Below are 25,371 nucleotides of genomic sequence, written 5' to 3'. Positions count from 1 at the left end.
AAGACACGAGAAGCAAAATTGCTGTGGCTGACGCGAGCAGGTCGAATGCTCACGTCTCGGCTCCATGTCCGTCACGCGGGACCGTCGCTCACGCTGCGTTCAGAACGCCGCGCACATGCTCTGCACGCGCCGGACGGATCGCCGTTGGCGCATTCAGCAGGTCGGAACTCCAAAGCCGCCTCTTGTTGGCTTGCGGTGGAACCGCAGGCCTCCAGAAGGGTTGCTCCGCAGTTCCACGCAACAGAGTGAGAATAAGTTGAATCGCCGTCAGTTCATTCAATCTGCGGCTGCGATCCCGGTCGCCGCGTCCCTGGCGCGGAGCGCGTCCGCAGCGCCGCCTGCGGCTCAGCCGTTCAGTGCAGCCACCGTGCGCGACCTCGCACGCGCCCTCGCGGCCAAGCCATTCGCCGCGCCGGACGACAAGCTGCCGGACGCGCTGGCGAAGCTCGACTACGATGCCTATCGTTCGATCCGCTTCCTGCCGGACCACGCGCTGTGGCGCGGCGACGACCTGCCGTTCCAGGCGCAGTTCTTCCATCGCGGCTCGATCTACAAGGACCGGGTCGACATCTACGAGGTTGCGGACGGACAGGCCAGGCCCGTGGCCTATCGTCCCGAGGACTTCGCATTCGGCCAGCAGGTCGCGGCGTTCCCGGCGGCCGACCTCGGCTTCGCCGGCTTCCGCATCCATGCGCCGATGAACCGGCCGGACTACTATGACGAGGTCTGCGTCTTCCTCGGCGCGAGCTATTTTCGCGCGGTGGCCAAGGGTGAGATCTATGGTCTCTCCGCGCGGGGACTTTGCATCGACACCGGCGAGGCGAAGGGCGAGGAATTCCCCGTCTTCAAGGCGTTCTGGCTGGAGAAGCCGACGCCGGGCGCCACCGCGATGGTGGTGCACGCGCTGCTCGACAGCAAGAGCGCGACCGGTTCCTACCGCTTCACCATTCGTCCCGGCGAGACCACCGTGTTCGACGTCGAGGCCTCGCTGTACCCGCGCGTCGAGATCGCTCATGCCGGGCTGGCGCCGATGACCAGCATGTTCTTCTTCGGACCCAACGACCGCAACGAGGCCGACGACTTCCGACCCGCGGTGCATGATTCCGACGGGCTTGCGATGTTCAACGGCAAGGGCGAGCAGCTGTGGCGTCCCTTGAGCAATCCGCGCGACCTGCAAGTCAGCGTGTTCAACGACCTCAATCCGCGCGGCTTCGGCCTGATGCAGCGCGAGCGCAGCTATGCCGCCTATCAGGATCTGGAATCGCATTTCGAACGGCGGCCGAGCCTGTGGATCGAGCCGATCGGCGACTGGGGCGAAGGCGCCGTGGTGCTGTTCGAGATTCCGACCAAGCAGGAGATCCACGACAACATCGCCGCATTCTGGCGGCCGAAGACGCCGCTCGCCGCCAAGGGCGAGCACAACATGACCTATCGCCTGCATTGGGGACAGGACGCGCCGAAGCCGCACGCGCTGGCGCGCGTCACCCGCACCGGCGTCGGCGTTCACGGCGAAGGCCGGCTGTTCGTGCTGGAGCTCGAGGGCGACGCCCTTAAAGGGCTCGATCCGGCGCAGGTCAAGGGCGTGGTCAGCGCCGACAAGGCCGAGGTGACCAACATCGTCACGCAGCCCAATCCCGAGACGGGCGGATGGCGGCTGAGCTTCCAATGCGCCGTCAATGGCGCACCGGTCGAGTTGCGCGCCGAGCTGACCGCCAACGACAAGCTCGTCTCCGAAAGCTGGATCTACCGATGGACGCCGTAGCCGCAGAGACGATGCGCGCGCCTCGTCGCGCGGAGATCAACGGCCTGCTGCCCCCAGAAGCGCCGCTCGCGATGCAGCCGTCGCCGCTCCATCATGTTCCGGCGGCGACGCAGGCGATCACGAGCGGGCCACGCATCGCGTTCCGACGCATGCTGATCTTCGCCGGCACGGCCGCGCTGACGCTGGCCGGCTGCACCAGGATGTACGAGGTGGTCGAGGTCGGCGGCGTGACCGTGCTGGAAGGCATGGTGCTGGTGCTGTTCTCGACCCTGCTCGCCTGGATCGCCTTTGCTTTCGTGTCGGCCCTGGCCGGCTTCTGCGCGATGTTCGCGCGCCGCCGCGATACGATCGCGATCGATGTCGAAGGTCCGCTGCCCGGGCTCTCGAGCCGCACGGCGATGCTGCTGCCGACCTACAACGAGGAGCCGCACGCGGTGATGGTGCGCTTGCGCGCCATGATCGAGTCCGTGGCGGAGACCGGCCAGGCCGAGCGCTTCGACTGGTTTCTGCTCAGCGACACCACCGATCCCGACATCTGGATCGGCGAGGAGGCCGCGTTCCTGGCGCTGCGCGAGGCGTGCGGCACCGATCGCGTGTTCTACCGGCACCGCGCCGACAATGTCGCCCGCAAGGCCGGCAACATCGCCGAGTGGGTGCGGCGCTTCGGCGCGGCCTATGATCACATGATCATCCTCGACGCCGACAGCCTGATGAGCGGCGCGACGGTGGTGCGGCTGGCGCATGCCATGGAGCACGCCCCTCAGGCGGCGCTGATCCAGACCCTGCCCGTGATCGTCAACGGCACCAGCCTGTTCGCGCGATTGCAGCAATTCGCCGGCCGGCTCTACGGACCTGTCATCGCCGCCGGCAATGCCTGGTGGTACGGCGCGGAAGGTAATTACTGGGGCCACAACGCCATCATCCGCATCGCCGCCTTCGCGCAGGACGCGGCCTTGCCGGAGTTGCGCGGGCGAAAACCATTCGGCGGGCATATTCTCAGCCACGACTTTATCGAGGCCGCGCTGATGCGCCGCGCCGGCTGGGGAATCTACATGACGGTCGACCTCGACGGCAGCTACGAGGAAGTGCCGCCATCGCTGATCGATCACGCCGCGCGCGACCGGCGCTGGTGCCAGGGCAATCTGCAGCATCTGGCGGTGCTGCCGGCGCGCGGCCTGCACTGGGTGTCGCGGATGCACCTGTTGATCGGCATCGGCGCCTACATCACCGCGCCGCTCTGGTTCACGTTCCTCGTGCTCGGCATCCTGATTTCGCTGCAGGCCAATTTCGTCCGTCCGGAATATTTCCCGAAAGGCTTTGCGCTGTTCCCGAGCTGGCCGGCGCAGGATCCGGTGCTCGCCGCCCAGGTCTTTGCCGCGACCCTCGGGCTCTTGATGGTGCCGAAGCTGCTCGCCTGCCTCGCGACCTTGTTCACGCCGGCGCGGCGCCGCGGCTTCGGCGGCGGGCTGCGCCTCTGCGTCGCGGTGTTGGCGGAGACCGTGCTGGCGGCGCTGATCGCGCCATCGATGATGATCTTCCAGTCGATCGCCGTGATCGAGATCCTGCTCGGGCGTGACGCCGGCTGGCAGGTGCAGCGCCGCAGCGACGGCGGCGTGAGCCGGCACGAGATCTACCGAAAGTTCGCGCTGCCCACCCTGTGCGGCCTCGCAATGGCTGCCAGCGCCTATGCGGTGTCGCTGCCCCTGCTCGCCTGGATGTCGCCGGTCATCGCCGGCCTCGTGCTGTCGATTCCGATCGGCGTTCTGACGGGCGGCCGTAGCGCCGGCGCCGGCCTGTTCGTGACGCCCGAGGACCGGACGCCGCCGCGCGTGCTGATCCGGGCGCGGGAGCTTGCCGGTGAGCGCGAGCCTCGCCGCGAGGCCGCGCTGGTCGCGCTGCAGCGGAATGCCGAGCTGCGGCGGCAGCACGTCGATGCCCTGCCCATGCCGCGGCGGCGCGAGCCGGGCGACATCGATGTCGAGCTGACGACGGCGAAGGCCAGGATTGCCGACGCGGCCTGCTTCAGCGACGCGATCGACTTCCTCTCCCGCCGCGAAACGCTCGCCGTGCTCAACGATCGCACCACGATCGAGCGGCTCGTCAAGCTGCCGGCCTCCGAGGCGTGAGCCCGGGCTACTTGGTCAGATGCGCCGAGGCGATCGCCTGCTGGAACAGAGCGGTCAATGCGGCGCCGATGCTGCCGCTGGAATCCACCTCGTAGTAGTAGCCGGGACTGGCGCAAGACTTCATGATGTTGCCGATGTCGCTGCGCCACGGGGCGATGTAGGTCGTGTACCAGCTGTTGTTGGTGATCGCGAGATAGGTGGTGTAGAGCACCGCGATCTTGATGCCGCGCGCCTTCAGGGAGGTGCAGGTGGTGGTGTTCAGCGGCTCCTGGCAGCGTCCGCCGGAGAGCACGGTCTTGCTGCACGTCGTCGGGTAGGAGTAGTCGGCGACGCCGTCGGCGACGAAGAACAGCCATTTCTGCGGCTTGGTCGACGAGCCGTCGCCCTGCGTCGGGATCACGCCGTTCATGGCGGACATCGCGCCGTCGTAATCGGTGCACATGTCGTTGTTGTAGCCGCTATAGGGGATCGTCATCAGGTCCAGCGCGCCGACCGACGACTTCACCGACGACATGCTCGACGACAGGCTGGCGATGGTCGTGAGGCCGAGCGAGCCGCAATCGCTGCCCAGGCTGTAGACCGCCATGCGGTACTGGTTGCTGACGACCTGGCTGGCGGTTGCGGTGTCCGTGAGCGACTGCGTCGCCGACCTGACGACGTCGATCCGCATCGTCACGCCCTTCTTCTTGGCGATGGAATAATAGCTGTTGGTCTGCAGCGTCTTCTTCGTGCTCGACGTATAGGTGTCGTGGCAGGCGAAGGCGCACTTGTCGGAGGTCGCATTCTGCAGCGTCGTCATGTCGGCCGTGGTTGCGCCGAGGCCCTGCGACGGCGAATTGTCGAGCAGAACGTAGAAGTCCATGTAGGTCGGGAACGAGGCCGAAGCCGACGACGAGGCCGAGACCGTCATGGTCGGGTAGCCGAACATGTGCATGAAGGCCGTCTTGACCACCACGCTGGCGCTGCCGGTCACGGTCCGCGCCGTGACGCTATCGCTGATATCGATGTTCAGCGAGTCCGCCGCCAGATTATGCGCCGCCATCTGGCCGTTGAACATGTTGGTCGCCGCCGTCTTGGCGTCCGACGCGGCGCCGCGCATGGCGGTGTAGCCGGTCGCAGCCAGCATCGCGGCGTCCATCGAAGCCGACAGCTTCGCCTTGGCGCGCACGGCCATCGAATAGTCGATCGCCGAGCCGACGAAGGCGAGGATCGGGAGCAGGGCAAGCGCGAAGATGATCGCGATATTGCCGCTCTGGTCGCGACGGAACCGCGACAATAGGCTGAGGTATCTATTTCCGGCCAGCACGGCCACACTCCAACAAACACGGTGATGTTGCCGAAGATGTTGCGGATCAACCGTTGCATTGGAATTGATGGAATTGCAGAGAATTCGTTACGTTGCGTTTCCGATTGTCGTAAGCGGTGTCGATGCACCACTCGAAGCGACATGACCGCCATGCGGACGGTTTTCGTGGGCCGGCACGACACCGAATGACGGACGGGTCTCGTCCGCCCGCCCGCCCGCCCGATCTGCGCGGCGCCCCTCCTCTGGTACCCCGATTGCAAAGCGGCTGCGCCGATTGCATAGTCCGCGCGGTTTGCAGCGCCGGGGCGCGCTGATTCTCTGGGGGAGTTGGGGACGACGATGGCGGATGCCGATCTTGATGCCGTGATCCGGCAACTGGCCAAGCAGCAGAACAAGGCCATTCTGGCCGCGGCGAAAAAGCGCAAGGACCGCTTCAACGGCATGGCCGTCAAGGCCAAGGACAAGGACGCCAAGGAGCGCTTCAAGCTGCTCGCGCGCGAGGCGGTCGAGCAGGCCAATGCCGCCGCCCGACGGCTCCTGATCTCCGCCGACAACGTCGCGGACAGCTACGCCCGCGCGATGCGCCAGGCCGCCGCCGCGGAGCTGCCCAGGAAGCCGGAGACCAAGCAGCCGGAGAAGAAGGCCGACGGTGCGGCGGCCAAGCCGCAAGGCGGCAAGGCGACGAGCAAGGCGGCCGGGAACGATCCAGCCAAGCCCACACCGAAGAAGGCCGCGCCGAAGAAGGCCGCCAAGAAGGCTTGAGCCGGGCTCCGAACGTGGGAGCCTCCCTCCGCAAGATTGCGCCCTCGACAGCAACCTTCGCCGGGCCTTTCGACTTGCCTCCGCAACAATCTGTCCGGATGACTGCATGAAGGTGCTGGTTTGGCATGTGCCAAGCAGATGTTCATGCTCATCGTGAAGCTACGGCTTCAGGACGACAGAGAACAGGCGAAAGCCCGCGATCTTCGGAAACGCCTCCGCGGCCTCGGGCGAGACCAGGGCCACCACGGCCGCGCTCACCTCGCCATTGTTCAACCGGGTGATCGCGGTGGCCTGCCCTTCCAGCAGCAGCACCTCCGTCGCACCGGCCGCATTCATGGCCGCGGTGATCTTCGCGTTGGACTTGGCATAGCGCTCGTCGATCGCGATCACCTTGCCGCTGAGATCGCCTACGCCACGCACGGTGGGACGCGCCAGCAGCACAGCGACGAGAGGACTTTCGCCGGGTCCTTCGGGGACACGCAGCGCGGTCATCCGCTCGGCGAGCTCGGCGGCCACCGTCACCGCAGCCACCATGACGTCGTTCTGGACCTTGGCCGGACTCGGCGTGTCCGTCGTGGCGGCGGGGGTCTTGATCACCGGCGAAGGTGCTCCGTCAGCCGGCGCAGGCGAACCGGGCCGCGGCGTTCGCGCCGGCGCCGCGAGCGGCTTCTCGATCGGTTTGTCAACCGGCCTTTCAGTCGGCTTCTCAGCCGGCTTGGCGGTGACGATTTGCGACTTGACCCGGCGCTTTGCGGCACGGGCGTGCTTGCGCTGCAGAGCCGCGCGGCGCGCGACCGCAGGCTTGTGGATCGTGGTGATAGGCTCCAATGATTGCGGCGACTGGTCGGCGACGGGACCGTCCACGCATGGCCTTCCGCTCAGATCGACGCAAGACGATGCCACCTGCGGCGTGACCTGGTGGCTGCAGCCGGCCAGCGCCAAGGTTGAAACGACGGCCAACGCGCCGAGACAAAGCGCTCTCACTTTTCCGCTCCTGACGACTCTCCCGCGCACGAGACGCGCCTCTGCTCTGGCCTGCTATTTCAAGGGTCATCGGTTAAACTCAGGCTTAAGCGCCGGTCCCGGCACGCGGACTCAGTGAGGCGTGGTTAATGTCGCGCGCACAAGGCGGCGACATTGGCCGGCCTCGACCGCGCGACTCAAGCATTCCCCCAGCCGACATCAAATAGGCTTCACGGACAGCGATCTTCGGGGGCTGCGATTGAGGGGCGCGCTTGCGGACCACGGACATGCGGGGATGGGCCAATGAATGTCGACAGCACGGCATCTGCCGTGTGCGTTGCCGTGGGTCTGGGCCTCGGCACAGCCAGCGATCGGGGCGGTTCACGGCGCTCGCCGGCCGCTCCGTGAGCTTCACCGCCAAGCTGGTCGGGCCGGAACGTCCGATCTACGAGCTGACGGATTGACGCAGCCGGCCGGTGCGGCACGCTGCGCCCGGCACGAATTCCGTTGATCGGATCGCCGCGCGCCGCCATGTTGCGGCAGGCTCGTCGCGACGCGCCGCGTTCCCTGCGCCCGCCGCGGCGGAACGAAGCGCCGCCGCAGATGTTTCTCGAACTTGCGAAGGATGCTTCATGGCCAAGACAGACCCCGCAGCCGGCAAGCCGATCGCCAATGCTGCGCTCGCCAACATTCCGCGGCTGATCACGGCCTATTATGCGCTGAAGCCCGACCCGCACGAGCCGACCCAGCGCGTCGCGTTCGGCACGTCGGGGCATCGCGGCTCGTCGTTGAAGACCGGCTTCAACGAGAACCACATTCTCGCCACCAGCCAGGCGCTCTGCGACTACCGCCGCCAGCAGGGCCTCGACGGCCCCCTCTTCGTCGGCATCGACACCCACGCGCTGGCCGAGCCCGCGCTGGCCAGCGCGCTCGAAGTGTTCGGCGCGAATGGCGTCGAGGTGATGGTCGACAAGGACGGCGGCTACACGCCGACACCGGTGATCTCGCACGCCATCATCTCCTACAACAAGGGCCGCACGGCGCATCTCGCCGACGGCGTCGTCATCACGCCGTCGCACAATCCGCCGGAGGATGGCGGCTACAAATACAATCCGCCGCATGGCGGCCCCGCCGACACCGACGCGACGGCCGAGATCGAGCGGCAGGCCAACGTGTATCTGGCCAACGACCTCGATGGCGTATCGCGCATCAGCTACAGCCAGGCCAAGCAGCGCGGCTCGGTTCACACCCACGACTACATCACGCCCTATGTCGCCGATCTCGCCAACACCGTCGATCTCGAAGCCGTCAAGTCCGCCGGCATCAAGATCGGCATCGATCCGCTCGGCGGCGCGGCGATTGCCTATTGGGCGCCGATCATCGAGCGCTACGGCCTCAATGCCACCATCGTCAACGATCTCGTCGATCCGACCTTCCGGTTCATGACCGCGGACTGGGACGGCAAGATCCGCATGGACTGCTCGTCGCCCTATGCGATGGCGAGCCTGATCGGCATGCGCGAGCGCTTCGACGTCGCGTTTGCCAACGACACCGACGCCGACCGCCATGGCATCGTCACGCGCTCGGGCGGGCTGATGAATCCGAACCACTATCTGGCGACCGCGATCTCCTATCTGTTCGCGCACCGGCCCGACTGGCGCAGCGACGCCGCCATCGGCAAGACCATCGTGTCGAGCTCTCTGATCGACCGCGTCGCGCAGAAGCTCGGCCGCAAGCTGGTGGAGACGCCGGTCGGCTTCAAATGGTTCGTCGAAGGGCTCGGCTCCGGAAGCTTCGGCTTCGCCGGCGAGGAGAGCGCGGGCGCTTCGTTCCTGAAGCGCGACGGCACGGTGTGGACCACCGACAAGGACGGCCTGATCCTCGGGCTGCTCGCCGCCGAGATCATGGCCAGGCGCGGCCGCGATCCGAGCGAGCTCTACAAGGAGCTGACGGCAGAGCTCGGCGCGCCGGTCTATGAGCGCATCGACGTGCCGGCCTCGCCTCCGCAGAAGGCGGCGCTGAAGGCGCTGACCCCGGAGAAGCTGAACCTGAAGGAACTCGCGGGCGATCCCGTTCGCGTGGTGCATACGAAGGCGCCGGGCAACGGCCAGTCGTTCGGCGGCATCAAGGTCGAGACCGACTACGGCTGGTTCGCGGCGCGCCCCTCCGGCACCGAGGACGTCAACAAGCTCTATGCCGAGAGTTTTCGCGACGCCGAGCATCTCAAGCGGATCCAGAGCGAGGCCCAGGCGGCGCTGGCGAAGGTTGGGTGAAGAGGGCGAGTAGCGAATGGGGGCTTACTCATCCCCTATTCGCTACTCCCTATTCGCCATTCGCCCCTTTCCACCATTCGCTTCCCCCTCGCCTTTTCCTTTCCCTCCGTATCGGATATCGATGGATGGACAAGGAATTAGACAGCCATCGGTGAGACCGGATGCGAAGCTCTTCGACTGCCTTGCGCGTCACCTTCAGCGCGCTCGCAACCTCGTTCATGCTGGTTGTCAGCGCGTCGGCGCAAATGGCGCCGGAGGCGACCACACCGCGTCCCAAGCCGGCGCCATCGATGCGCGCCGCGGCCTGCCATAACGGCCAGAGCTTCGACCGGTTTCTCGCCGAGCTGAAGCAGCGTGCCATTGCCGAAGGCGTGTCGCAGCGCGCGATCGCGGCCGCCTCGCCCTACCTCACCTACAACCAGGGCATCGTCAACCGCGACCGCGGCCAGCGCGTGTTCGGTCAATTGTTCACCGAGTTCGCCGGCCGGATGGCCGCGCCCTACCGGATGCAGAACGGCCAGCAGCACATCAAGGCGCACGCGGCAGCGTTCGCGCGCGCCGAGAAGGAGTATGGCGTGCCCCCGGCGGTCATCGCCGCGTTCTGGGGTCTGGAGAGCGATTTCGGCGCCAACATGGGCAATTTGCCGGTGCTGCCGTCACTGGTGTCGCTGGCCTATGACTGCCGCCGCAGCGAGCGCTTCCAGAACGAGACCATCGCCGCATTGAAGGTCATCGACCGCGGCGATCTCACGCCGTCAGAGATGATCGGCTCCTGGGCTGGCGAGCTCGGCCAGACCCAGTTCCTGCCGACCCACTACGTCACCTATGCCGTCGACTATGACGGCGACGGCCGCCGCGATCTCCTGCGCAGCGCGCCCGACGTGATCGGCTCGACCGCCAACTACATCGCGACCGGACTGAAATGGCGCCGCGGCGAGCCGTGGCTGGAGGAGATCCGCGTGCCGCAGACGTTTCCCTGGGAGCAGGCCGACCTCACCGTCAAGGCGCCGCGCAGCAAATGGACCGCCCTCGGCGTGACCTATGCCGATGGCCGGCCGCTGCCGAACGATGCGCTCGAAGGCTCGGTGCTGCTGCCGATGGGCCGCAACGGCCCGGCGTTCCTGGCCTATGCCAACTTCGCCGCTTATACCGAATGGAACAACTCGCTGATCTATTCGACCACGGCCGGCTACCTCGCCGCCCGCATCGCCGGCGCGCCGCCGATGCGCAAGCCCGCCGGCCCCGTGGCGCAACTGCCGTTCAACGAGATCAAGGAGCTGCAGCAGCTGCTGGTGAAGGCCGGCTTCGACGTCGGCAAGGTCGACGGCGTGCTGGGACAGCAGAGTCGCACCGCGGTCAAGACGATGCAGCTGCGGCTGGGGCTGCCGGCCGACTCCTGGCCCACGGCAGAGCTGCTCACGCGGATGCGTGGAAACACGCCGCGGGCGCAGGCGGCACCGGCTTCAACGACAGCGACGCGGTGAGCGCACATCGGCGGGCGACGCCCGCGCGTGGCGCGTAAGAGCCCAAACGAGTCGATGACCTCTTACGACCCGGCGCGCAGCCGCGTTGGCCAGCCGACACGGACCAAGGTTTCATCCGGGTCGGATAGCGCGAACTCGTACATCCCCCACGGCTTGTCTTCGGGCGTTTGCTGAAACTCCCGCGCCGCGGCGTCGACATCCTCGACATAGAGGTAGAGTCCAAAGGGGTTTCGGCCCGGCGTCAGCCATCCCTCGACCGCGTCCGTCAGGTGCAGAGATCCACCTTGCGGATTCGACAGCATGCGATAGGTGTCGGGCTCACCCGGAGCCGGCCTGTCGCTGTCCGGGCGCGCAAAGCCGAGCCGATTGTAGAACCGCTCCGAGGCATCGAGATCATTGCACGGCAGGATGGCGATCAAAGCTCCGGAACGGATCATGCGTGTCCTCCGATGTCATGCGACCATCGTCCGCTCCTCCCAATTCCAATCTATCACCTTGGAATTGGACCGCGAGATGATCGCTCCGGACACAAAAGCGGGAGCTGACGGACAACTCGAGCCCGTCGGCTTGTCACAATGATCTCCATCCCGAGCATGGTCGGCAACTCAGCCGAAATGAGCCGTCGCCGTCGTGCCTGCCTCAGTACGGGTGCCGGTCCTTCTTGTCCATCCAAGCCTTATACGCCTTCAGGCCGGTGTCCCGCTCGAAATTCTCCACGACCTCGATCCGGCGTTGCGTCCACGGCTTGGCGAAATCCTCATACTGGAAGGCATGCGCCTGATGGATGCCAGTCGTGCGACAGCAGTGGCGACCGCCTATTTGCCGCGACATCGAAAATCGCTGAGAACGCCGGCGACGGCCAGCTCGCATAGACGAGGTGATATGCCGGGAACGGTAGGGCAGCAATCCGCCAGCGCCCGGAAAAACCGGAAACATGCAGTTGCATTCTCTTGAACGCCGCCCCATCTCCGAGGGCGCGCGCTTTCGTCGCGACGTCTCCTGCCAAGAGAGAGCATCACATGTCCTTCTACGATTCGACCGTCCCGGCCTACCTCCAGATCCTCGGCAGCCTGTCCGGCCTGCTCAGCAAGGCCGAGGCCCATTGCGAAGCCAGGAAGATCGCCCCCGAGGTGCTGCTCGGCGCACGCCTGTATCCGGACATGCTGCCGCTCTCCAAGCAGATCCAGCTCGCCTGCGACTTCGCCGCCAAGGGGTGCGCGCGGCTGTCCCACAGCGAGATCCCCAGCACGCCCGACACCGAGACGACATTCGCCGAGCTCCGCCAGCGGCTCGCCAAGACCGTCGATTACCTCAAGGCGTTCACGCCGGCGCAGTTCGACGGGGCCGATGGCCGCGACGTGACCTTTCCCAGCGGGCCCAACACCACCCTGACCCTGAAGGGGCAGGACTTCGTTAACCGCGTCTCGTTTCCCAACTTCTATTTCCACGCTGCGATCGCTCACGGCATTCTCCGCCACAACGGCGTCGACATCGGCAAGCGGGACTTCCTGGGCGTGGCCTGATCCCCTTTCGTGGACTGCGACAGGCTGTCCAGCGGACGGCCAGTCGCGGCCGCTCCATCGCGCGGCTCGTCTGCGCCGGACGGATACCTCCCGGCATTGCGCTGTTCGCGGCAATGCACAACTGACCTGAACCCCCTCCTCCTCCCTCCTGGAAAGACCCCGATGAGTGCATCCAAACTGTTCGAGCCGTACCAGCTCGGTCCGATCACCCTCGCCAATCGTGTCGTGATGGCGCCGCTGACACGCAACCGCGCCGTTGAAGGCCTCGCCGCTGGTCCGCTGACGGCCGAGTACTACGCCCAGCGCGCCTCGGCCGGCCTCCTGATCTCCGAGGCCAGCCAGGTCTCGCAGCAGGGTCAGGGCTATCAGGACACGCCCGGCATCTATTCCAAGGCGCAGATCGCCGGCTGGCGCAAGGTGACCGACGCGGTGCACGCCAAGGGCGGCCGCATCTTCATGCAGCTCTGGCATGTCGGCCGCATCTCCCATGTCTCGCTGCAGCCGAACGGAGGCGCGCCGGTCGCGCCCTCGGCCGTTGCCGCCAAGACCAAGACCTTCGTCGGCGGCGCCTTCACCGACGTCTCAGCGCCGCGCGCGCTCGAGCTCGGCGAAATTCCCGGCATCGTCGCGGCATTCAAGCAGGCCGCATTGAAGGCCGTCGAGGCCGGCTTCGACGGCGTCGAGATCCACGGCGCCAACGGCTATCTGCTCGACCAGTTCGCCAAGGACGGCGCCAACAAGCGCACCGACGCCTATGGCGGCTCGATCGAGAACCGCGCAAAGCTGATGCTCGAGGTCGCCAAGGCCGTCTCGGAGGCGATCGGCGCCGACAAGACCGGCATCCGTCTGTCGCCGGTGACGCCGGCCAACGACATCTCGGATTCCAATCCGCAGGCGCTGTTCGACTACATCGTCGACCAGCTCGCGGCACTGAATCTGGTCTACATCCACGTGATCGAGGGGGCGACCGGCGGCCCGCGCGACGTTGCACCGTTCGACTACGCCTCGCTGCGCAAGCGCTTCAACGGCACCTACATCGCCAACAACGGCTATGACCTCGCGCTCGCGAACAAGCAGCTCGATGCCAACGCGGCCGACCTGATCGCCTTCGGTCGGCCGTTCATCGCCAATCCCGACCTGGTCGAGCGGCTCAAGACGGGCGCAGCTCTCAACGAGCTCGACCGCGCCACCCTCTATGGCGGCGGCGAAAAGGGCTACACCGACTATCCGACGCTGAAAGCGGCGCAAGCGGCGGAGTAATCGTCATCTCGTAGGGTGGGCAAAGCGCTGCCGCCAGGCGGCGCGTGCCCACCGTGCATCCGCGCAAGCGGAGGGAATGGTGGGCACGGCGCGCAAGAGACCGCGTCTGACGCAGCATGTCGCTTGCGCGCCTTTGCCCACCCTCCAGCCCTGCGATCCAGCACATCCCCACCTACATCATGCTGCCCGGCAGGAAGCAGCGCACATCGATGCGCAGGCCCGTATTCAGCTCGCGATAATACACGGGCCATACCATCGTCCGGCCCGCGCGATTGGGCTCAGTCACCACGGCCTCTTCCGGCACGGTCCACCATTGGCCTTCAATGCGGACACGGTAGCGGCCATCCTTCGTGTCCCAATCCGTGTCCGAGAGCGCGGTGCCATCCGCATCCGAGCAGCACGGCCCCCTGCCCGAACGCAAACTCTCGAACCAGCCCTTGAGCGGAGAATTGGCATAACGCCCGTCGAGATCGCGCGCCGTCGCATCGCCAAGCAGCAGAGAATGCGCACCTATACCGCCGGCGAGAGTCGCGACCGAGATCGTCGCTCGTGCCCAACGGCGGACGTGGGGCCGGCGAACGGCATCCACCAATAATGAGACGATCGATACAAGGCTTGAAGATCTACGACTCATGTGCACACCTCGCTGCTCGATACGATGCGCAATAGCTGGTCGGCTTCTGTGGCGGAAGTTCGTAGTTGACGGAGGCCGGCAGCAACTAATCGCGATGCTTCGTAAATTCCAAGAGCAGGCAACGATCCCGCTCACGAGGCCAGCGGGATAATTGCCCGAGACCCGGCGTGAGCAGGCCCCTCGACGATTCATGCAGGCTGCGTAGGGTGGGCAAAGCGGCCGCCCCGCAGGCGTCGCGTGCCCACCGTGCACCCGCGCAACCGGAGGGAATGGTGGGCACGGTGCGCGATGGAGTTCAGCTCGCGGCATGCAGTGTCGCGCGCGCCTTTGTTCACCCTACGGCAGCGGAGACGCGTCGCGCCGCGCGCTGCGACGATGCAGCGACAAAAAGGCCGGGATTGCTCCCGGCCTCTTCGACGTCGTGCTTCGCAGGCTCTGCCAAAGGCGGACTCTTCAGAACTCCGCCCGCACCTTCAGCACCGCCGACTGCTCGAGATACTGGCTGCCGACCACGGCGTTGTAGCCCAGCGAGATCGACTGACGCTCGCCGAATGCCACCAGCTTGAGCGCGGCGCCCAGCTCGGCCAGGTTGCGTTCGGGCGACGGTCCGGCGGCGAAGAAGGTCGCGCCGCCGCCGGCGAAGCTTGCGGTCACGTTCTGCGCGGTGTTGCCGAACTCGTGCCGCCATGCCGCCAGCGTCTCCAGGCCGAAGCCGTAGGTCGAGGTCACCAGCAACGGAACCGAGGCGCGGAGGCCGAGGTTCGAGCGCACCGAATTGGTGGTCTGCCTGGCGATCGCGAGCGCAGCACCTGCGGTGCTGGTCTCGGTGTAGGCCTGCTGATCGAGGCGGGCATAGGTCACGCCGGCAAACGGCGTCAGCACGGCCTGATCCACCTTCACGGGCAGACCGAATTCACCGCGGAGCAGCGTCAGCCACCCCTTGTGGCTGCCGGAGGCGGTATCGGTGAAGCCCGCGAAGTTGATGCGGCGCGTGGTGGTGTAGTCGACCAGCGCGACGCCGGCGGAGCCGTTGACGTACCAGGACGGCTGGACATAGGCACCGTACACCGTGCCCTGATAGTGCTGCATCCCGACCGCATCGCCGGCGGCGGTCCGATCGTCCATCGCGCTGGTGGCATAGCCGAACGCGGCACCGACGCGGAAGGCGCCATCGATCCGCTGATCGATGCCGGCAACGAGCCCCCCGGTATTGCCGCTGTAGCCGGCAACACCGGCCACGTCGCGCTGCGACGCATTGGTGCCGATCAGGCTGCCCCACACCGTGCGTTCCGGTTCGGGCGCGATGGCCGGAGCCAGCGCTGCCTTCACCGTCGGACGGGCCTTGGTCGCATTGAAGGCCATCAGCATCGAGGTGAGCGGATCGGTGTCGTCGGCGAACGCCGAGGCGACGCGCGAATTGGGCGATGCGGCCGCGGCCGTCAGCCGGTTGTCGATCTGGTTCTGGAACAGCGATGCGGTGCTGAGCGGCACCTGGACCTGGGCGCCGTTCACGAACGGACGCAACTGATCGCCGGCGCTGCGCACCTCCCTGTCGGTGCCGAGGCTCTGCACCGCGCCGCCGAGCGCCTGCACCTGCGCGTTGCTGCCGCTGTAGCCAAGCAATCCATTCAGCGCGGCGAGGCTGGAGGGCGAGATGCCGGCGATGGTCGCGGGCGACCGCACGGATGCATTCAGCAGCAGAGCCCCGGTGGACGTATCGGCCGTGAAGCCGACCAAGGCGCTGGAGAAATCGACGTCGAGCGGCGTCGCCGACACCGCCGTCGCGACGCGGTAGACATCGCCATGGCGCACGATGCCCTGAAGCGTCGGCGCGACCGTGCCCGCGCCCGCGAAGGTCACCGTGCCCGTGATGTTGCCGATCCTGCTCGACGGCGCCGCCGCGGTGCCGCCGGGTCCGAAGATCGTGGTCCGCAGCACCGCACTATCGACGAGCTGCACGCCGGCCCCGCCGCTCACGGTGACCTGCGACTTCATCAGGTCCAGCATGCCGAAATTGACGATGCTGGCGAGGCTTGTCACGCCGTCGAGCGTCAGCGAATTGCTGCCGAGGCCGTTCTGCGCCACGACGTTGCCGCTGAAGCCGGTGCCCTTGAGCAGGATGGCGTTCGTCGCGCCATCCTGATCGTTGATGGTGATGTCGCCACCGAGCGTGCCCGTGTTGACCAGATTGAATGTGCGGGCGCCGAAAAACGTCGCCGCCTGGTTGGTGCTGGCGGCGCAGAGCGGATCCGTGGTGTTGGTGCCGGCCGTCGGACAGGCGTTGCCGTTGGCATCCGTGCCCGAGCCGGAACTGCTATAGGTGCCGGCGATGGTCCCCGCGGTCGCCTTGGCAAAGGAGCCGCGCGAGGCGCTCTGGTCGACCGAGATCGATCCCGAGATCGTGCCGCTGTTGGTGATGTCGTGCTCGCCGGAGCCGAGATAGAGGTTGCCCTGGATCAGGCCGGCATTGGCGATGACGCTGTCACGCGGGCCCGAGTTCGAGCCGCTGCCGGTCAGCGGGAAGGTCGATCCTGCGGCGAGACCGGCGGCGGTGGTCAGCGGATTGGTATCGAGCGCCAGGATGTCGCCCTTGATCACACCGCCGGCGTTGTTGGTCAGCGTCAGCGCCTTGGTCTCCGTCACCGTCACATTGCCCGCGGAGTCGAACTTGTAGAGCGGCGAATCCGGATTGCTGCCGGGGATGGTATCGAACTCCGCGCCGGCAAAGGCGCCGATGGCCCAGTGACCGTTATAGAAGCGGCTTGCTGCCGTCCAGCTCGTGTTGGCGATGGTGCCGGAGTTGGTGATGGTGGTGTCGGCCCGGCCGTAATAGGCGGCGGCATAGTTGCCGGTCGCCGAGATGGTGCCGCCGGCGCGATTGTTCACCACGAAGCTGTTGGTGTTGTCGTCGGAATACAGCGCCGAGATGACCGCAAGGTTGGTACCGTTGTAACGGCCTGTTGCCGTAGCGCCGATCGAGACGCCCAGCTTGGTGGGATCGAACGCACCGAAAAAATTCTGGGTGACGGCCAGCGTCCCGGTGTTGTTGACGGTGAACCTGTTGACCTGGCTGTCAGCGACGATGACGTGAAGCCGGCCGGCGCTGAGCTGGCTGGTGGTGAGACTGAGCCAGCCGGCGTTGTTGATGGTGACGTTGTTGACGGCCGGGTCCTCAGCATTGGAGAAATTGGCCGCGATCATGCCGCGGTCGGCCAGGCCGGTCTGGGTGTTGGTGGTGAGATTGCGAACGGCCGTGGAGTCCAGCGTGACGATCGTCGTGGGAGGGTTGGGATTGTAGCCGGTCGCTGGAAAGACCGGGTTCGCCGGCGTATAAGAATTGCTGCCGCTCGAGGGCGTCGCCGTCGCCGCAGCGGCGTCGTACACGGTGATCGCGGAGGAGATGCTCCCGCTGCAGGTGACCGTGACACCCGGCGTCGTGCACTCGGCCCTTGCCTCGCCGACGACCATCCATGTCGACAACAACACGAAACTAGCGGCAGCCGCCTCGCTGCGCTTTTTGCTTTTTGATTTCACCTGACGCCCCACGTTACGCAATACACGGCTTCTTGTTGATGACCGATTGCATCGAAACGTTGGCAGGAACCAGCAAGGCGAACTTTTCTATGAACGCACGGGACATTGTCCAGCTAACAGCGGAATTAGTCCCATAGTAATTCGATTAATCATCATAAGCGGCTTCGCTTGAAGCACCGCTCTCCCGCCAGGTCTGAAACTTGACGACGAGGACGGCAGACCGCTCCACCGCGAAGGACATCGCAGAGATGAACTCCGCGCTCGCGGTTCCGGCACCTGCAAGACCCCGACCAGCAAATGAAAAGGCCGGGATTTCTCCCGGCCTTCTTGCCACGGTGGGGGCTGCCGTGGCGCGGCGCGGATGCGCCTATGCGTCGCTGGTCGTCCGTGGCTGAGGCTCAGAACTTCGCCCGGATGCCGGCATAGGCCGCGAGCGGCATTCCCGGCACCATGCTGCGGGGATCGTTCAACGCGAACGCCGTTCCGCCGCCGGCGGTGTTGAAGCCGGCAGGGTCGAACACGGTGCCCGCCGAGTAGTAGCGCTGGTTGAAAAGGTTCTGGATCAGGCCGAACACCTCGACGTTCTTGGTCACCTGATAGGACGTGTTGACGTTCACGACCCAGTAGGCCGGAACCTTCGGATAGACGTTGGTTTCGTCGTGCAACAGGTACTGGCTGCCGACATAGTTGACGCTGGCGCCGACCTTCCAGGCGTCGGTCACGGCATATTCGGCGCCGAGCTTCAGGCGATGCGCCGGAATGCCGGGAATGTGGTTGCCGGAGACGACGCCGACCGGCACCCGGAGGAACGGATCGTTGACGTCGAAGGCGCTGCGGAATGTGGCGTCGATGAAGGTGTAGTTGGCGTAGGCGGTCCAGCGGTTCCAGGTCAGGTCCACCTTGGCCTCGACACCCTGGCGCAGGGTGGTGCCGGCGTTCTTGAAGTAGCCGCGCACCGGGTTGAGCGGATCGACCACTTGCAGGATGTCGTCGGAATTCTCGGTCCGGAACAGGCTGAGCCCCCAGCGCAGCCGCCAGCCATCATCGACCGCCACCGACTTGATCGGCGCCTTGCGGTAGGCCGGCGGATCGGCGGCGTAGGCCGAGCGGCCGCCGGAGATCTCGCCGCGCAGGCCGCCTTCGACGGTGCGCGACACCACCTGCTTGAGCGGCGGATCGGCGATCAGGAAGTTGTCGATCAGGCAGGGATTGGCCGGATCGGAGCAGCCGAGCTCGAGCGGCGTCGGCGCGCGGTTGGCCTCGGAGTAGCCGGCGTAAGCGGTCATATCAGGCGTGATCTTGTAGGTCAGGCCGACCACCGGGTTGAAGCGCTGGAAGTTGTTGTTGCTGTTCAGCAGCGGCGCGAAGCCGGTCTGGTCGCGCAGATTGATCTGCGCCCAGTTGAAGCGGCCGCCGGCCGTCACGGCGAGCTGCGAGGTGATGTCGAAGGTGTTGGTCGCGTAGACGCCGAGATAGGTGTTCTTGGCGTTCAGGTTGACCGGGGCGAGGCCGGCATTGGGCTGATCGACGTAGACGCCGAGGCCGGTGACGAACAGATTGTTGTCGATGGTGCCGAGCTCGGAGGTGGCCTGGAAGTTGGTATTGCCGTGATCGACGCTGGCGCCGACGACGAAATGGTTGTCATGGCCGAAGAGCTGCGTGGTCGAGGTCGCCTGCAGCGAGCCGCCATAGCTGTCGGTCTTGACGGTGTTGCGGTCGATCTGGCCCAGCGCCGTGTCGGCGGCGAGCGTGTTGGCAATCGGACCGTTGCGGTTGATGTCCCACGGGGTGCCTGCGGCGTCCTGAAGGACGAACACGCCACCCCCGTCCTCGACCTCGGTGCCGTTGCCGTCAACACGCGAGGACTTGTAGTTGCGGTAGTAGCCGTTGGCCTGGACCGACAGCGTGTCGGTGGGCGCCCACTTCATGCTGGCCTGCACCATCTGCATCTGCAGGCGCAGCGACTGCGGCCAGGTGTAGACGCTGGACCAGCGCTGATTCAGCATCTCGATCGGCGTCGCCGCGACCGAGCCGAGCTTGTTGTCGGCGCCGGTGAAGGAGAGGTGGAATTCGGTGTTGTCGCCGCGCGCGCCGAAATCGGCATACATGCGCCGGATCTGCGAGGCCGACGAATAGTCGCGCCAGCCGCGGTCATAGGCGCCTTCCGCGGCAATGTATGTCGAATAGGTGCCATTGTTCCAGCCGTATTGCGCGCCCGACTGGATCCGGCCGAACGAGCCGCCGAACAGCTGCGCTTCGCCGCCCTGGTAGTTGAAGCCGTTCTTCATCTCGATCGAGAGCGCGCCGCCGGTGGCGTTGAGGCCGAACAGCGGATTGTTCGGCATCAGGGTCATGCGCGCGATCGCCATTTCCGGGATCAGGTCCCAGTTGACGACGTCGCCGAAGGCCTCGTTGATGCGGGTGCCGTTCTGGTAGACGGCGATGCCCTGCGGCGTCCCGAGCACCGGCGAGGCGGTCTGGCCGCGGTAGTTCAGGTCGCGCTGAAACGCGTTGCCGGTCTGGTCGCTGAGCGAGACCCCGGGCACCGATTGCAGGATGCCGTCGAGCAGCGTCGGCGCACGGCTGTGGTCGAGCTCCCGCGCCCCGATGGTTTCGACATTGGATGGAATCTTGTCCTTCGCGATCTCGCTGCCCTGAACGGGCGAGACGCCGACCACCTCGATGGTCTGCAGGGTTTGCTGCGCGAACGCAGCCGTGGGCAGCAACGCACACGTCGCGAGAAACGCGCTCTTCAGCGCCGACAGTCTGGTCAAGACGTCCCCCAGTTTCTTGTCGACCGGTTCCGGCAACAGCCCACGCCCCTGAGCCCCACCCGCACCAGAACTGGTCGATTTACCCGTTTACGAACCTTAACATTCGTAAACAGCCGTCCAGTTCGTCGCAACGGGCAATATTCTTCGGCCCCTAGGGACAATCTTCCCGGATCCGGAAAGTGGAGATCAATTCGCCGGGCTCTCTCCCAGACTCGGCCGCACTGTTGCACCCGATCCTGGTTTGCAAGGGAACTCATTGGTAGAGGGAAGCATCGGCGCCGTCGGCGCCATAGGGGCAAGACGACGTCGGATGTATCGCGTTCTCCTCGTCGATGACCACCCGGTCGTGATCACGGCCTGCCGCTGGCTGCTGAACGAAGCCGGGATCCGCTCGCTGTCCGAGGCACACGATGCCGACAGCGGGTACGACGCCTATGTCCGCGACCGGCCGGACGTCGCGATCGTCGATCTGCGTCTGCACGGGCAGGAGCTCGGCGGCATCCGTCTGATCGAACGCATGCGGTCGCACGATCCCCGCGCCCGGATCCTGGTCTTCAGCATGCATGCCGATCCGCGCATCGTCCGCTCGGCGATCGACGCCGGCGCCAGCGGCTATCTGCTGAAGGACGCGCCGCCGCACGAGCTGCCCAAGGCGTTGGAGCAGGTGCGCGCCGGCGGCACCTATCTCGATCCGCAGCTCGCCACCCGCATCGCCCTGCTCCGCGCCGACCCCGACGGCATGGCTGCCCCTGCGCTGACCCCGCGCGAGCGCCAGGCGCTGGCGCTGCTGGCCGAGGCGAAATCCTATCAGGCGATCGCCGACCATCTCGGCATCAGCTACAAGACCGTCATCAACCTGACCTACCGGCTGCGGCAGAAGCTCGGGGCCCGCAGCCTGCCCGACCTGGTTCGTCTCGCAGTGGAAATGTCCCGCCCGAGCTGAAACGCGAGGGGCCTGCGACGGTCTCCCGTCGCAGGCCCCGTGAGTCCATGTCCTGGTCGCGTCCGATACGGACGGCGCCTCACTTCAGCAGCTTGGCGACCGACTTCAGCTCTTTCGAATCGAGCGTGCCGTCGTTGTCAGGATCGGCCGCCTTGAAGCGGCCTTCCACCAGCGCGAGATACTCGTCCTTGGTCAGCGTGCCGTCATTGTCCGGATCCGCGGCCTTGAGATCCTTGGCCGAAACGCGGCCGCGCAGCTCCTTGGCGTCGAGCGTGCCGTCATGGTCGCGATCGAGACGATCGAACAGCGCGCCGGCGGCCGTGCGGACCTCGCTCATGTCGGCGGTGCCGTCCTTGTCGGGGTCGATCGCGGTCAGCAGCTTGGAAGGGGCCGGTGCACTGACAGCCATCGTCGACGTGCCGACGATCGCGGCCATGCCGACGGCAGCGGCTGTCATCATCAGTTTCCAATTCATCGAATTGATCCTTTGTCTCCGCCGTCCGAGGGGCGGCGATGAAGGGCACGAAAACAACGTATGCGAGCGTCGCTGGTTTCATCGGCAACGCGCCACACATCGCTTTGACGTATGGGAGGCCCTGTCATTTCGCAAGTGCAAGAACGCGACGCCAGGGAAATTCCCGCAAGAGCGCCGGGACTAGAACCTCGGTCCGTGCAGGAAATATCTCCCCGGACGGTCGCGACGCGGACCGCTATCGTGGTCGAAGGTGCCTCCCTCCGCCTCGGCCCGGGCGTTGGCGACGTGGCGTCTGCGCTTGGCGACATGCCTTGCGGTCTTGGCATCGCTCCCCGACAACGCGTGTTGGGCTTGCCCAACCTGACTTCTCTTGCCGGCGTGGGTTTGACTCCACCAGGCTTCCAACTGGTCCCGCAGCGTCTCCTCCGCGAAGGCGCGTCCGTCCGGCAGCAGCGTGGACAGGAGGAGCGCGACTATCAGCCCGAGCGGCATCGGCTGAGCGGACAAGCGGCGGCGATGACCGGGTGTGTGAAGCACGGGCGTGTCCATTCTCTGGCTGATCCGGCGATCAGCAATGCATGCTGCAACCGATGTTTTCCTCGCTCTATGACCTCAATGTGTTTGCAACACGCCACATTCATCACCGTGTTGAGATTCACTCGCGAAATGGCCGCCATATTGTCTCGGTCAAAATGTCCCGTTCGACTTGCCAAAACATCCCTATTCCTCACCGAAACAGGAAAGGCCGGAGCAAATGCGGCATTCAACGACTGATCGTTTCCCGATCGCGTCATCTTTCAGCCGACAGGCCCGCATGTTTTCGCCCCGCCGACTCGCTAGCTCATCAGTTGAAGGGAGCGCGGGGACATGCAGCCGAACGGCATCGCCAGGAGTGCAAGAAGACGATCGCGATTGTACATGGCTGCCGGTGCTCTCGTGCTCGCGCCCTTCGGTGCAGCGGCCGAGGAGATCCAGGGCAATGACCCGGCCTCGCCCGGACATTTCCAGGTCGAGCAGCGCTTCGGCTATCTGACCACCTTCAATCCGCAACAGAACGGCGGACGCCGCGTGCCGCAGCGTGCGGTCACCGGCGAGACCGAGATCGGCTACTCGCCGACCGAATGGTACGAGATCGCGTTGACCTCGCCCTACGCCTTTGCCCGCACCAATGTGCCGATGGCGCTGGGCAACGTGATGGACAACGGCGTGCCCGGCTATTCATTCCAGTCCGGCGGCGTCACCATTCGCCAGACCTTCATCCAGGGCGACCGGCTCGAGCGCACCGTCTTCCTCGGCCTGGTGTCACGCACCATCCTGGCGCCGCAGGGCGGCCTGACGCCCGATCTGTGGGTCGCCAACAAGGCCGGCGCCGGCCAGCCCGGCGCGCCGCGCTTCGTGCAGGAGGCCACGCCGCGGGTGGCGCAGATGTTCACGCCGATCATCGGCGTCAACCTGCCCAACGACTATCAGCTCATCTTCAACGCCAACATGACCTTCGGCATCGACGGCGCCGGCTCGGCGTTCGAGCCGTCGGTGCGCTTCGTCAAGCGCCTCAGCGACCGCTGGACCGTCGGCATCGAGCATTTCTCCAATCTCGGACCGTTCGGCTACATCCTGCCCTGGAATCAGCAGATGCAGACGCTCTACGCAGTCGCCGACACCCGCTTCAAGGGCTTCGAGCTCAGCTTCGGCCTCGGCTACGGCCTGACCAACGCCTCGCGTGGCCTCGCCGTCAAGACCAGCATCGGCAAGGATTTCTGATCCGCGCGCCTTCATCCCGTGACCAATCATAAGAAAAGGACACTCGTCATGCGTCGCCTCGTCACCGCCTGCGCGCTTCTCATGCTGGCCGGCTCCGCCGCGTCCGCCGAGGACGGCCCGCGCTTTCTCAATCGCACCGGCCAGACCATCGTGAAGATGTACCTGGCGGCCGCGGGCACCAAGACCTGGGGCGCCGACCAGTGCAAGAACGACGACGAGGGCGAGGTCGACCACAACGAGCGCATGACCTTGGTCGGCGTGAAGTCCGGCCGCTACGACATCAAGCTGTCCGAAAAGGGCGGCCGCACCTGCGTCGCCAAGAACATCGAGCTCAAGGAAGGCGCGCAGTTCGTCGTGCGCGATACGGATCTGACCGAGTGCAGCAAATAGCGGGACGGAGCGCCATCGGACGTAGCTCCGGATGGCGCCGCGTTCAGCGCGGCCTCAGATGCAGCGGCACCGTGCGCGAGACCTGCGCCTGAGCCATCGCCGGCGGAAAACGCGGAAACGGCGCGGCGCGTTCGATGATGCCCATCGCCGCGCGGTCCAGCGCCGGCGAGCCCGAGCTGCCGGCGAGCCGTCGCGACAGCAGACGTCCGTTACGATCGATCACGACGTTCAGCATGACGGTGCCGCTCGCGCCATTGCCGTCGGAGGGATAGGCCGCGGCGCGGCGGATCTGCGCCACCACCTCGGCGTTCCAACTGGCCTGGCCCTCGCGCGCCCCGACGCTGTCCTCGCCGGGATTGGGCGCCGACGCGACACGTGAAGGCCGGGCCGCCGGCGCCGCAGCCGGCTTCGGCGGCGCGGACTTCCTCTCGGCCTTCTTCGTTTCCTTCTTCTCGACCGGCTTGCGCTCGACACGCTCGGGCATGGGAACGGGCTTCGGCTCCGGCGGCTTCGCCTCGATCGGTTTCGGTGGTGGTGGCGGCGGCAGAACGACATCGTCCGCACGCGGCGGCTCGGGCGCGAGGGCGACCTGCGGCGCGGGCTCCGGCGAGGGAATGACATCCGGCACCGGCTCCGGCTGCGCCATGACCTGCGGCTCCGGCTCGGAGGGGGCCGGCGGGACAGGCTCAGCAACGGCCTCGCGCGCGACCGGCTCGTCCTTCGCCGGCTCTTCCTCCGGCGGCGTTGGCTCGGCCTGCGGCGCATCCTGCGCCGTCGGCGCCGGCTCGCTCACCACCGCCGGGGTGAACACGACGTCGAAGGCCGGCGCCTGGGCACGCCCCTGCGGCGCGGGGCGCAGCAGCAGATAGCCGACGGCGAGCCCGACATGCAGCGCGGCCACCACCAGCGCGGCGATGGTCCACAGCGTCCGCTCACGGCGCTGCTCGTGTTCGAACGGATCGAGCGTCAGGACGCTCACTGCGCGCCCCGGTCTTCCAGTGCGACGAGAGCGACCTTGGTATAGCCGGCGCGGCGCAACGTGTTCATCAGCGCCATCACCTCGCCATAGGGCAGCGTCTGATCGGCGCGCAGCAGCACGCGCTGCTCATGATCGGACTTGGTGGCGGCATCGAGCGAGGCGGCGATGTCGGCCTGCGCCACGCTCTGGTCGCCGACGGCGAGCGAGCGGTCGGCCTTGAAGGTGACGAAGACCGGCGTCTCCGCGCGCGGCTGCGGCTCGGCCGAGATCGCCGGCAGGTTGACCGGGACGTCGACCGTGGCGAGCGGCGCGGCGACCATGAAGATGATCAGGAGCACCAGCATGACGTCGATGAACGGCGTCACGTTGATGTCGTGCGTCTCCTCGAACTCGTCGGTGCGCCGGGCGAGCTTGACGGCCAT

At 66.2% G+C, this 25,371-nt stretch carries 20 protein-coding genes; 10 read left to right on the top strand and 10 right to left on the bottom strand.

What is annotated here, in order from left to right; genetic code table 11:
* Positions 1–256: 256 nt before the first annotated feature.
* Both ACQR1X_RS01390 and mdoH read left to right on the top strand, forming a co-directional pair.
* Positions 257–1,762 carry a glucan biosynthesis protein G gene (locus ACQR1X_RS01390; protein WP_316178097.1) on the top strand — a complete coding sequence of 502 codons (1,506 nt, stop codon included), beginning with the start codon at positions 257–259 and terminating at the stop codon, positions 1,760–1,762.
* Complete coding sequence (gene mdoH / locus ACQR1X_RS01385; RefSeq protein WP_316178095.1) at positions 1,750–3,888, top strand: glucans biosynthesis glucosyltransferase MdoH; 2,139 nt, start codon at positions 1,750–1,752, stop codon at positions 3,886–3,888. Before ACQR1X_RS01390 ends, mdoH begins: the two co-directional genes overlap by 13 nt.
* 7 nt (positions 3,889–3,895) lie before the next feature.
* Here the strand turns inward: mdoH and ACQR1X_RS01380 are convergent, their stop codons facing one another.
* Complete coding sequence (locus tag ACQR1X_RS01380; RefSeq protein WP_316178093.1) at positions 3,896–5,194, bottom strand: TadE/TadG family type IV pilus assembly protein; 1,299 nt, start codon at positions 5,192–5,194, stop codon at positions 3,896–3,898.
* A gap of 339 nt (positions 5,195–5,533) precedes the next feature.
* On the opposite strand from ACQR1X_RS01380, the gene ACQR1X_RS01375 reads away from it, so the two are divergent.
* Complete coding sequence (locus ACQR1X_RS01375; RefSeq protein WP_316217346.1) at positions 5,534–5,956, top strand: hypothetical protein; 423 nt, start codon at positions 5,534–5,536, stop codon at positions 5,954–5,956.
* A gap of 159 nt (positions 5,957–6,115) precedes the next feature.
* Here ACQR1X_RS01375 and ACQR1X_RS01370 read toward each other — a convergent pair whose 3' ends face one another.
* Positions 6,116–6,820: a hypothetical protein gene (locus ACQR1X_RS01370; RefSeq protein WP_434874658.1), complete on the bottom strand. Its 705-nt coding sequence runs from the start codon at positions 6,818–6,820 to the stop codon at positions 6,116–6,118.
* 731 nt (positions 6,821–7,551) lie between these two features.
* Between ACQR1X_RS01370 and pgm the strand changes: the two genes are divergently transcribed.
* Together pgm and ACQR1X_RS01360 are read left to right on the top strand one after the other, a co-directional pair.
* Positions 7,552–9,192 (top strand): phosphoglucomutase (alpha-D-glucose-1,6-bisphosphate-dependent), encoded by a 1,641-nt coding sequence (gene pgm / locus ACQR1X_RS01365; RefSeq protein ID WP_434898194.1) that lies wholly within the window; start codon positions 7,552–7,554, stop codon positions 9,190–9,192.
* 245 nt (positions 9,193–9,437) lie between these two features.
* Positions 9,438–10,676 carry a lytic murein transglycosylase gene (locus ACQR1X_RS01360; protein ID WP_434874680.1) on the top strand — a complete coding sequence of 413 codons (1,239 nt, stop codon included), beginning with the start codon at positions 9,438–9,440 and terminating at the stop codon, positions 10,674–10,676.
* A gap of 62 nt (positions 10,677–10,738) precedes the next feature.
* Here the strand turns inward: ACQR1X_RS01360 and ACQR1X_RS01355 are convergent, their stop codons facing one another.
* Positions 10,739–11,113 (bottom strand): VOC family protein, encoded by a 375-nt coding sequence (locus ACQR1X_RS01355; protein ID WP_315802749.1) that lies wholly within the window; start codon positions 11,111–11,113, stop codon positions 10,739–10,741.
* A gap of 202 nt (positions 11,114–11,315) precedes the next feature.
* A complete protein-coding gene (locus tag ACQR1X_RS01350; RefSeq protein WP_316217349.1) occupies positions 11,316–11,507 on the bottom strand; it encodes a hypothetical protein in 192 nt (63 codons plus the stop codon).
* Between the two features lie 188 nt (positions 11,508–11,695).
* Between ACQR1X_RS01350 and ACQR1X_RS01345 the strand changes: the two genes are divergently transcribed.
* Together ACQR1X_RS01345 and ACQR1X_RS01340 are read left to right on the top strand one after the other, a co-directional pair.
* Positions 11,696–12,199, top strand: a complete 504-nt coding sequence (locus tag ACQR1X_RS01345) for a DUF1993 domain-containing protein (RefSeq protein WP_434898193.1) — start codon at positions 11,696–11,698, stop codon at positions 12,197–12,199.
* A 162-nt stretch (positions 12,200–12,361) separates the two neighbouring features.
* A complete protein-coding gene (locus tag ACQR1X_RS01340; RefSeq protein ID WP_434898192.1) occupies positions 12,362–13,459 on the top strand; it encodes an alkene reductase in 1,098 nt (365 codons plus the stop codon).
* Between the two features lie 172 nt (positions 13,460–13,631).
* Here ACQR1X_RS01340 and ACQR1X_RS01335 read toward each other — a convergent pair whose 3' ends face one another.
* The 3 genes from ACQR1X_RS01335 to ACQR1X_RS01325 all read right to left on the bottom strand — a co-directional run bounded on the left by ACQR1X_RS01335 (position 13,632) and on the right by ACQR1X_RS01325 (position 20,401).
* Complete coding sequence (locus ACQR1X_RS01335) at positions 13,632–14,000, bottom strand: hypothetical protein (protein WP_434898375.1); 369 nt, start codon at positions 13,998–14,000, stop codon at positions 13,632–13,634.
* A 546-nt stretch (positions 14,001–14,546) separates the two neighbouring features.
* Positions 14,547–17,579: an autotransporter domain-containing protein gene (locus ACQR1X_RS01330; RefSeq protein ID WP_434898191.1), complete on the bottom strand. Its 3,033-nt coding sequence runs from the start codon at positions 17,577–17,579 to the stop codon at positions 14,547–14,549.
* 446 nt (positions 17,580–18,025) lie between these two features.
* Positions 18,026–20,401: a TonB-dependent receptor gene (locus tag ACQR1X_RS01325; RefSeq protein ID WP_434898190.1), complete on the bottom strand. Its 2,376-nt coding sequence runs from the start codon at positions 20,399–20,401 to the stop codon at positions 18,026–18,028.
* A 310-nt stretch (positions 20,402–20,711) separates the two neighbouring features.
* Between ACQR1X_RS01325 and ACQR1X_RS01320 the strand changes: the two genes are divergently transcribed.
* Positions 20,712–21,344, top strand: a complete 633-nt coding sequence (locus tag ACQR1X_RS01320; RefSeq protein WP_315802742.1) for a response regulator transcription factor — start codon at positions 20,712–20,714, stop codon at positions 21,342–21,344.
* A gap of 79 nt (positions 21,345–21,423) precedes the next feature.
* On the opposite strand, the gene ACQR1X_RS01315 is transcribed toward ACQR1X_RS01320, so the two are convergent.
* The gene (locus ACQR1X_RS01315) at positions 21,424–21,780 is read right to left on the bottom strand and encodes an EF-hand domain-containing protein (protein ID WP_315802873.1); all 357 of its coding nucleotides are present in this window, start codon (positions 21,778–21,780) and stop codon (positions 21,424–21,426) included.
* 957 nt (positions 21,781–22,737) lie between these two features.
* Between ACQR1X_RS01315 and ACQR1X_RS01310 the strand changes: the two genes are divergently transcribed.
* Together ACQR1X_RS01310 and ACQR1X_RS01305 are read left to right on the top strand one after the other, a co-directional pair.
* Complete coding sequence (locus ACQR1X_RS01310; RefSeq protein ID WP_316217355.1) at positions 22,738–23,580, top strand: hypothetical protein; 843 nt, start codon at positions 22,738–22,740, stop codon at positions 23,578–23,580.
* Between the two features lie 48 nt (positions 23,581–23,628).
* A complete protein-coding gene (locus tag ACQR1X_RS01305; RefSeq protein ID WP_315717331.1) occupies positions 23,629–23,970 on the top strand; it encodes a hypothetical protein in 342 nt (113 codons plus the stop codon).
* 43 nt (positions 23,971–24,013) lie between these two features.
* Here the strand turns inward: ACQR1X_RS01305 and ACQR1X_RS01300 are convergent, their stop codons facing one another.
* Complete coding sequence (locus tag ACQR1X_RS01300; RefSeq protein WP_434898189.1) at positions 24,014–24,949, bottom strand: TonB family protein; 936 nt, start codon at positions 24,947–24,949, stop codon at positions 24,014–24,016.
* Positions 24,946–25,371: a TonB system transport protein ExbD gene (gene exbD / locus ACQR1X_RS01295; RefSeq protein ID WP_315802739.1), complete on the bottom strand. Its 426-nt coding sequence runs from the start codon at positions 25,369–25,371 to the stop codon at positions 24,946–24,948. The genes ACQR1X_RS01300 and exbD overlap by 4 nt, the downstream gene beginning before the upstream one ends.

Origin of the sequence: Bradyrhizobium sp. HKCCYLRH3073, assembly GCF_051167995.1 — a bacterium.
GTDB lineage: Bacteria > Pseudomonadota > Alphaproteobacteria > Rhizobiales > Xanthobacteraceae > Bradyrhizobium.
This window is presented reverse-complemented; position numbering and strand designations above follow the sequence as displayed.